6 protein-coding genes and 1 pseudogene are annotated in these 8,516 nt (G+C 74.1%); 3 read left to right on the plus strand and 4 right to left on the minus strand.

Annotated features, from left to right (window positions below):
* Both PV341_RS41560 and PV341_RS41565 read right to left on the minus strand, forming a co-directional pair.
* A partial coding sequence (locus PV341_RS41560) for an aromatic ring-hydroxylating oxygenase subunit alpha (protein WP_500360562.1) occupies positions 1-1,079 on the minus strand: 1,079 nt, incomplete at its 3' end.
* Positions 1,080-1,143: 64 nt separating this feature from the next.
* Entirely contained in the window at positions 1,144-2,871 is a 1,728-nt protein-coding gene (locus tag PV341_RS41565; RefSeq protein WP_500327273.1) for a dolichyl-phosphate-mannose--protein mannosyltransferase, read from the minus strand.
* Positions 2,872-2,914: 43 nt separating this feature from the next.
* Between PV341_RS41565 and PV341_RS41570 the strand changes: the two genes are divergently transcribed.
* On the plus strand, positions 2,915-3,775 hold the full coding sequence (locus tag PV341_RS41570) for an alpha/beta fold hydrolase (protein WP_500327274.1): 861 nt from the start codon (positions 2,915-2,917) through the stop codon (positions 3,773-3,775).
* Between the two features lie 115 nt (positions 3,776-3,890).
* Here PV341_RS41570 and PV341_RS41575 read toward each other — a convergent pair.
* Positions 3,891-4,346: pseudogene (locus PV341_RS41575) on the minus strand (suppressor of fused domain protein); the annotation flags it as partial.
* A gap of 340 nt (positions 4,347-4,686) precedes the next feature.
* Between PV341_RS41575 and PV341_RS41580 the strand changes: the two are divergent.
* Together PV341_RS41580 and PV341_RS41585 are read left to right on the plus strand one after the other, a co-directional pair.
* The gene (locus tag PV341_RS41580) at positions 4,687-6,216 is read left to right on the plus strand and encodes a hypothetical protein (RefSeq protein ID WP_500327275.1); all 1,530 of its coding nucleotides are present in this window, start codon (positions 4,687-4,689) and stop codon (positions 6,214-6,216) included.
* Positions 6,217-6,369: 153 nt separating this feature from the next.
* Positions 6,370-7,836: an alkaline phosphatase PhoX gene (locus tag PV341_RS41585; protein WP_500327277.1), complete on the plus strand. Its 1,467-nt coding sequence runs from the start codon at positions 6,370-6,372 to the stop codon at positions 7,834-7,836.
* A 68-nt stretch (positions 7,837-7,904) separates the two neighbouring features.
* Here the strand turns inward: PV341_RS41585 and PV341_RS41590 are convergent.
* Positions 7,905-8,516: TerD family protein (locus PV341_RS41590; protein WP_500360564.1), on the minus strand; the 612-nt coding region annotated here is incomplete at its 5' end.

Consider the following 8,516-nt stretch of genomic DNA (forward strand, 5'->3'; position numbering starts at 1 on the left):
GGGCCGGGGCGGTAGTGCGGGGAGGCCAGGCCGCGCTGCACCGACTCGCAGGCGGCCCAGTCCTGCCGGTTCGTGCGGTCCCAGAACTCCACGGCGTACGAGGCGTCGGCCACGCCCTGGGGTACGTACCAGGTGCAGGTGACCCGGGTGAGGTCCGGGGCTTCCGGGACGAGCAGATGGGTCATCACGTAGTCGGGGTGCAGGGAGAGCAGCAGGTTCGGGAAGAGGCCGAGGTACAGCACGCGGCGCCGGTCCGTGCCGTCGATGAAGGTCCCCCGGGACCGGCCGGTCAGGGACATCGTCTCCGCGCCGTCCCGCAGGTCCATCGCCCCACCCACCCATGCGCCGGGGAGGTCGTAGTTGTCGCCGCTGGCCGGCGGGGACACGGCGCACAGCTCGGGGTGGATCAGCGGGCAGTGGTAGCACTCGTGGTAGTTCTCGGCGATCACCTTCCAGTTCGCGCGGACCGTGTACGCGTGCCGCTCGGCTGCCTTCAGCTCCCCGGGGGCGTACGGGTCGACCAGCGGGCCCATCCCGCCAAGGTGCTCGGCGAACGGTGCCGCGCCGCCGGTCGCGTTGGCCATGACCCAGCCGTGCCACTCGACGGCGGGCAGTTCGGCCAGCCCGTGGTCCCGGCGGTCGAAGGAGGGCACGTCCTGGAAGCCGGGCGCCCTGCGCAACGCACCGTCCAGGCCGTACGCCCAGGCGTGGTAGGGGCACGGGACGATCTCCCGGGTGCCCGTGCCGCCCTCGGGCAGGAGTTCGTGGGCCCGGTGCCGGCAGGTGTTGGCGAACGCGCGGACGGCGCCGCCGTCCCCGGAGCGTGTGAGCAGGACCGGGACGTCGCCCACGACCAGGGCGCGCTGCGTGACGGCGGTCCCGTCCGGCCCGGTGAACAGGTCGTCGGCGCGGCCGAGGCAGCACCAGGTGCCGGCGAACAGGTGCCGCCGCTCCCAGTCGAGGACGGCGGCCGAGGTGTACGCCTCGCCGGGCAGCATCGTCGAGGTGCCGAACGGCCGCAGTGCGCGGTCCAGTTCACCGGGCGGGACGGGGGCCTCGGGGAAGACGGGACGTGCCATCGCACACCTCCGGACGGGGCTACCTGGACGGGCGGGCATGGTATCCCGGCCCCGGGCGGCCGGGTCAGATCCAGGTGTTCAGCCACATCCGGGCGTGCCAGTCGTCGTACGGGATCGTCCGCCCTGTGTAGATCGGGAAGAAGTAGAGGAAGTTCCAGACGATCAGCAGGACGAGGACGCCCGCGGCCACCGCCCCGTAGGTGCGGCGGCGTTCGCCGGCGCCGGGCCGTCCGAGGAGCGCGCCGAGCGTCATGGCGAGGGCCAGGCAGAGGTAGGGGAGGAAGACGACGGCGTAGAAGGAGAAGATGGTGCGGTTCTGGTAGTGGAACCACGGGAGGTAGCCCGCGGCGACCGCGCACAGGAGGGCGCCGGCGCGCCAGTCACGGCGCAGCGCCCAGCGGTAGAGCAGGTAGACGAGGGCGAAGCAGGCCGCCCACCACAGCAGCGGCGTGCCGAGGGCGAGGATCTCCCGCGAGCAGTTGGCGGCGCCGCAGCCGTCCTGCCCCGTCTTGGGGGACTCGTAGAAGAAGGACACCGGGCGGCCCAGCACCAGCCAGCTCCACGGGTTGGACTGGTACGGGTGCGGGTCCTCCAGGCCGACGTTGAACTGGTAGACCGCGTACTCGTAGTGCCACAGGCTGCGCAGCGGCGCCGGGATCCAGGACCACGTGCCGCCGCGCCCGTCGGCCCAGTCCCGGCCGTAGCCGTCGTCGCTGAGGAACCAGCCGGTCCAGGTCACCAGGTACGTGACCAGGGCGACCGGGACGAGGGACAGGAAGGACCAGCCGAGGTCGCGGCGGAGCACCGCGCGGCGGGGGCGGCGGGCCCCGGCCAGACGGCGGGCGCCGACGTCCCAGAGCACGGTCATCAGCAGGAAGAACGCCAGGTAGTACAGGCCGTTCCACTTGACGGCGGAGGCCAGGCCCAGGAGCGCGCCGGCCGCGAGCCGCCAGGGCCGCGGGCCTGTTCCCGCGCGGGCGCCGGTGACCGCGTCGGGCCCGGCGAAGCCGTCGGGGTCCACCGGGAGGGCCGCCGCGAGCCGGGCCCGCGCGCGGTCGCGGTCGATCAGCAGGCAGCCGAACGCCGCCAGCACGAAGAACATGACGACCACGTCGAGGAGGGCGACCCGGCTCATCACGAAGTGCAGCCCGTCCACCGCCATCAGGCCGCCCGCGAGGCAGCCCAGTGCCGTCGAGCGGAACAGCCGGCGGCCGATGCGGCACAGCATCAGCACCGACAGCGTGCCGAGCACGGCCGCCATGAAACGCCAGCCGAGCGGGTTCAGGCCGAACATCCACTCGCCGAGGGCGATCACCCACTTGCCCATCGGCGGGTGCGCCATGAAGTGGCCGGTCCCGGAGAGCGGGATGACCTGGGGGTCCCCCAGGATCTGCGGGTCGGAGACCTTGCGGTCGGGCCAGGTGCCCTCGTAGCCGAGCCGGAGCAGGGACCAGGAGTCCTTGGCGTAGAACGTCTCGTCGAAGACGATGGCGCGCGGGCTGCCGAGGTCCACGAAGCGCAGCACTCCGGCGAGGACGGCGACCAGGGCGGGGCCGAGCCAGCCCATGGCCCGTGCGGCGCGGTGCGCCCGCGCCGGACCCAGGCCCAGGGCCTGCCATGTTCGGGTGCCCGGTTCGGGGAAGGGCGGGACCAGCCGCTCGCGCGTGTCGGTCCGGGGGCGTGGGCTGTGGCCGAACCGGCGCAGTCGCAGCGGCCAGTCGGCGGCGGTCGCCGCCCGGGGGCCGCCGGCGGCGTCTTCGGTGCGGTCCGGCGTAGCGGTGTCCGTCGTCACCCGGCCATCCTAGGGACGTTGTCGGATCGTCATACTGGCCCCCGTGTTCGAGGAGATCCTGGTGCCGGTCTCGGACGACCCGGCGGTGGAGTTGTTCGTCGCCCGGGCGGGCCGTCCGCCCGGGCCGCCGCTGCTGGTGGTGCACGGCGGACCCGACTGGGACCACACCTATCTGCGCCGGCCCCTGGACCGGCTCGCCGGGCACCGCCGGATCGTCCTCCCGGACCTGCGCGGCTGCGGGCGCTCCACGCGCGGGCTCGCCGACGGCCACTACACGCCGGACGCGGCCACCGCCGACCTCGTGCGGCTGCTGGACGCCCTGGGGATCGGGCGGACGGACGTCCTCGGCTTCTCGTACGGAGGGCTGATCGCGCAGCGCCTCGCCCTGGCCGCGCCCGGGCGTGTACGACGCCTGGTGATCGCGTCGAGCAGTGTCCTGCCGGTGCCGCCGGACGCCTTCGACGGCTGGCCGGAGCGCGAGGAGCGGCTGGCGGCGGAGGCCGCGGTGTGGTCCGACCGCTCGTTGTCCGGAGCGGCCCTCACACGTGCGGCCGCCGTGGCCTCCGCACGGGCGAACGTGTGGCGGGAGGAGGCCCTGCCGGGTTACCTCGACGTCCTGCGCGGCGTCCGCTTCACCGGGGAGTGGCTGCGCCCCTGGCAGGCCGGGACGCTGCCGGGGCCGCGCCGCCCCGGCGACCCCGGGCGGCTCGCGGCGCTCGGCGTGCCCGTGCTGCTGCTGCACGGGCGGCAGGACATGACCTTCCCGGCCGGTCTGGTCGCACCCACGCTGCGGCTCCTCCCGTCCGCGCGGGCCGCGGTGATCGAGGAGGCGGGGCACATGGCCCACGTCGACCAGCCGGACGCCTGGCTGGAGGCCCTGGAGGACTTCCTCTCGCAGGGCTGACCACGGCCGTGCCCGCGGAGCGACCCGGCTCAGACGACCGGCGCCCGGTGCAGGGCCGGCGGAAGGCGATCTCGGACGCGGTCACCGGCAGCAGCCACAGCAGACGGGCGTGGCCGTCCGGCAGCCGGCACACCTCCAGATCGGGGCCGTACAGATACGGGAGGCTGACCAGGATGTGGTCGCAGGCCGAACCGGGGACCCAGGGCTCGCCGACCGGAAGGCTGTGGCCCACGTCGAGCGGATGCGGCCGGGGACCGCGCTGGTGGTGGGCGGTCATGGCGACCAGGTCGGCGAAGCGGGGGTCGCGGACCGGGGCGGTCAGCACGAACTCCAGGCGGTGGCCGTCGCGGTCGGCCCGTGACCCGCGACCGGCCGTGACGTAGGTCCAGTAGCCGCCGCGGGGGCCCGGGCCCACCTCCAGGACGCGCAGCCCGGGGACCGTGCCGCGCCGTCCGTCGCCCAGGTCGTGGTCGGCCGTGCCCACCGGGTGGCCCGCGAAGAACCTCCGCACGTGCCGGTCGAGCGCCTCCTGCGTCGGCTCCGCCCCGCTCGTCGTCATGGCGGGGACCATGTCAGGTGCCCGGCGCCCGACCCCGCCCCACCCCGTGGGGCGCGAGGGGCCCCGCCGTACGCCACGGCGCGCACCGGTGCGCGCCGTGTGGCGCGGGCTCCGGGACGTGCGCACCGGTGCCCGGCCACGGCGGTGGGGCGGAAGTGACACCGCTGACGGGTGGAGCCGCCGTGGTCGCCCTCCGGGGTCCGCCGACGCGCGCCAATGCCGCCGCCTCGCGCGTCCGTTGCGGTAACGACGGGTGACGGGAGGCCGAAGCGCACCCGCCGGGCGCCCGCACGTCTAGGCTGGTGCTGCGCGCTCACGCGCCCCCGGACACCGCTGCATTGGAGATCCCGCCATGGCCGCTGACCGCCTCGACCTGCCGCCGGTGAGGCTGCTGCCCGAGGAGGAGCTGGCGCGGCTCGCACTCGCCGTACCGCTCCTCGACCGCGCGGTACGGCTGGCGCGCTGGTGCGCGCCGCACGTGACCGTGGACGCGATGGGGGAGCTGACCGCCGAGGACGTCCCGCGCGCGGTCCGCGAGCTGGGTCTGGAGGAGCAGCCGGACGGCCCGGCAGAGACGACCCAGGCCTGGGGCGTGGCCGTGGACGCGGGCCTCGTCGACCTGGACATCGCGGACACCGCGGACGAGGACGAGGAGGGCGGCGCCCCGAGCGTGGCCCTGGACGAGCCCGCGGGGCGCGCCGTGCCCGGCGAGGCGCTGACGCGGCTGGACACGGGCGAGCCCCGCGAGGTGCTGGAGCTGTGGCTCGCCGCACTGGACACGGCGCTGGCCGAGGCCGCGACCCCCGACCTGGACGGCCTGCTGGAGGAACTGGGCCCGGACGGGGAGGTCGACCTGAGCACCCTGGACTGGGACCCGGAGGAGGAGGCCGAGTTCCTCGACGGCGCGCTCGCCAACCTGTACCTCTTCACCGTCATGGAGGACTCCGGCGGCGACGCCAAGGACGCCGTGCCGCTGCCGGTCCTGGCCGCCTCCCTCGTCGTCCCCGAGGACGTGGAGGAGCCGAGCGACGCCCTGCTGGAGGACGTCACCGAGGTGATGATGCGCCTCGACGAGCACTTCCGGCTGCTCACGACCACCGGGCTGCTGGAGTACCAGCCGCTGGACGAGGCGCTGATCGAGGAGGCCGAGTCCGAGGACGCCGGTCCCGCCGAGGGGACGGTGGCCTTCCCGCAGGAGATCGGGCCCGATGAGGTCTCCCGGTACGGCCTGGTGCGGCTGACCCCGCTCGGCGCGTACGGCGTGCGGTCCCGGATGGTCGAGGCCGGCCTGCACGCCCCGGTCGCCGGTGACCTGGCCGGGGAGCCCGCCGCCGCCCTCCTGGAGGCGCTGTTCCGGTACCCGGACCAGATCGCCCGCCGGGAGGCCGACGCGTGGCTCGGCAACCGCAAGCCGTACGACGCGGCCCGTGAGCTGCTGGAGGCGGCGCGCGGCGAGGACCGCAACGCACCCGGCCGCCGGCTGGTCGCCCAGCAGACCCTGAGCCTGCTCGGCGACGAGGCCGAGCCGGCCCTGCGCGAGGTCCTGCCCGACCGCCAGCTCGGCGGACTGGCCCGGGTCTGGCTGACCGAACGCGAGGCGGCGGACGTCCCCGCGCCCGACGAGGACATGATCTTCTGGCTCACGGTCGACACCATCGCCGCCCAGCTCGACGCCGACGACGACCCCGAGTTGCTGCGCGAGCTGGTCACCGACCTCGTCGCCCGGCATGACGGGTTCTTCACCGCGGCCTGGCGGGTGGACCACCCGGCGACCGCCGACGTCCTGGAGGCCATGGGCCGCATCCACCCCGACAAGCGGCTGGCCAAGGAGGCGCGCAAGGCCGCGTTCAAGGCCCGTTCGGCGGGACCCACGGCGCCCTGAGCCGCCTGCCGCGGCGCGGAACGGGGCGCGGAGGAGGCCCGAACGCCTCAGGGAATGGGCGTCGGAATGTCCCGCTCAGTTCAACTCCCGTTCGCCACGGGGCGGGAGCGTGACTGCGGCAGAGCAGTGACCTCGTGGCCCCAGGAGACAACGATGCCGCTCACCCGTAGAGACTTCGCCAAGCGCACGGCGATCACCGGCGCCGGAGTCGCGCTGGCCGGAACCGTCGACGTCCTCGCGACCGCACCGGGTGCCCTCGCCGCCGAGGCCCCGGCGACCGCCGCGGAGGCCGGGGCGTCCCGGCACCACGGCCAGCTGGGTTACGGCGAGCTGATCAAGGACCCCAAGGGCATTCTGGCCCTGCCCAAGGGCTTCTCGTACCGCGTCATCACCAGGACCGGCGTCACCAAGCTGGAGTCCGGCGAGTCGACCCCCTCCAACCACGACGGCACCGCGACCTTCGAGGGCCTGCGCGGCGCCACGCTGCTCGCCAACAACCACGAGCTGGCCGGCGCCCGCGCCGACTGGCCGCACCCGGTCCCGCTGACCGAGGGCCTGGTCTACGACTCCGGCGCGGCCGGCGGCGTGACCATCGTCGAGGTCGCCCAGCACGGCGGCCACGTCGTGGAGTGGGTCGGCGTGGCCGGCACGGTCACCAACTGCGCGGGCGGCCGCACCCCCTGGGGCACCTGGCTGACCTGCGAGGAGACCGAGGACAAGGCCGGCAAGAACGGCTTCCTGAAGGACCACGGCTACGTCTTCGAGGTCGACCCGTACGACCGCAAGGCCAACCGCGACCCCAAGCCGATCAAGGCCCTGGGCCGCTACGCGCACGAGGCGGTCGTCGTCGACCCCAAGCGCGGCCACCTCTTCCTCACCGAGGACGCCTCCAACCCCAACGGCCTGTTCTTCCGCTGGACCCCGCCGGCCGGCTTCCACCACGGCCGCGGCAAGCTGCGCGCCCTCAAGGCCGACGCGGGTGTGCTGCAGGCCTTCAAGTGCTTCGACTCCGGCGGCAGGTTCGTCGACGACCTGTCCCGTGCCACGAAGATCGGCACGGTCTACGGCGTGGACTGGGTGGACGTCCCGGACCGGGACGCCGCCACCACCTCCGTCCGCAAGCAGTTCGCGGCCGGCGAGGTCACCCGGGCCCGCAAGCTGGAGGGCATGTGGTGGGGCGACGGCGGCGTGTACGTCGTCTCCTCCTACGCCCGCGAGGAGAGCCCGGGCGCGGCCCACGACGGTGCCGTGTGGTTCTACGACCCCAAGCGCCGCACCCTGACCCTCAAGGTCCTCCTGGGCGTCAACCCCGACCCGTCGGTCGACGGCGCCTTCGACGGCCCGGACAACATCACCGTCTCGCCCTACGGCGGCCTCGTCATCGCCGAGGACGGCGAGGGCCAGCAGCACCTGTTCGGCGCGCTCGGCGACGGCCGCACCTACCCGATCGCCCGCAACGAGCTGAACATCGGCACCGCGCAGGAGCCGGAGTACAGCGAGTTCACCGGTGTGACCTTCTCGCCCGACGGCAGGACGCTGTTCGCCAACATCCAGGTGCCGGGCATCATGCTGGCCATCACCGGACCGTGGCGCCGCCAGGGCCACGGCGGCGCCTGCTGAGCTCCGACCGCACCACCCGCGCCCGGTGGTCCGTGCCCCGCACGGACCACCGGGCGCACCCGCGTCGCTCAGAGCGCCTGCGCGGCGGGCTTGACCATGCCCTTCACGGTGCGGGAGTCGACGAAGTCGCCCAGCGCCGTCATCTCCCACTCGCCGGAGAACTGGCGGACGAACTTGGCCATCATCACGCCCGTGCGGGGCTCGGCGCCGGTGAGGTCGAAGCGCACCAGCTCCTCGCCCGTCGTGCCGTCCAGCAGGCGGCAGTAGGCCTTGGCCACCTGGTTGAACTTCTGGCCGGAGAAGGAGTTCACCGTGAAGACCAGTCCGGTGACCTCGGGCGGCAGCCCGCCGAGGTGGACGGTGATGACCTCGTCGTCGCCCGCGCCCTCGCCGGTGAGGTTGTCACCGGAGTGCTGGATCGCCCCGCCCAGGATGGTGAGCCGGCCGAAGTAGCAGGACTCGATGTGGTTGCGCTGCGGCCCGTACGCGATGACCGAGGCGTCCAGGTCGATGTCCTTGCCGCGGTAGGCGGGCTCCCAGCCGAGGCCCATGCGGACCGAGGTCATCAGCGGCTTGCCGCCCTTGACCAGGGAGACCGTCTGATTCTTCTGGAGGTTGACCCGGCCCTTGTCCAGGTTGATCTTGCCGGTGCCGACCGGTGGGGCGGGGGGTGCCGGGGG

It is taken from the genome of Streptomyces sp. PA03-1a (assembly GCF_033792805.1).
GTDB lineage: Bacteria > Actinomycetota > Actinomycetes > Streptomycetales > Streptomycetaceae > Actinacidiphila.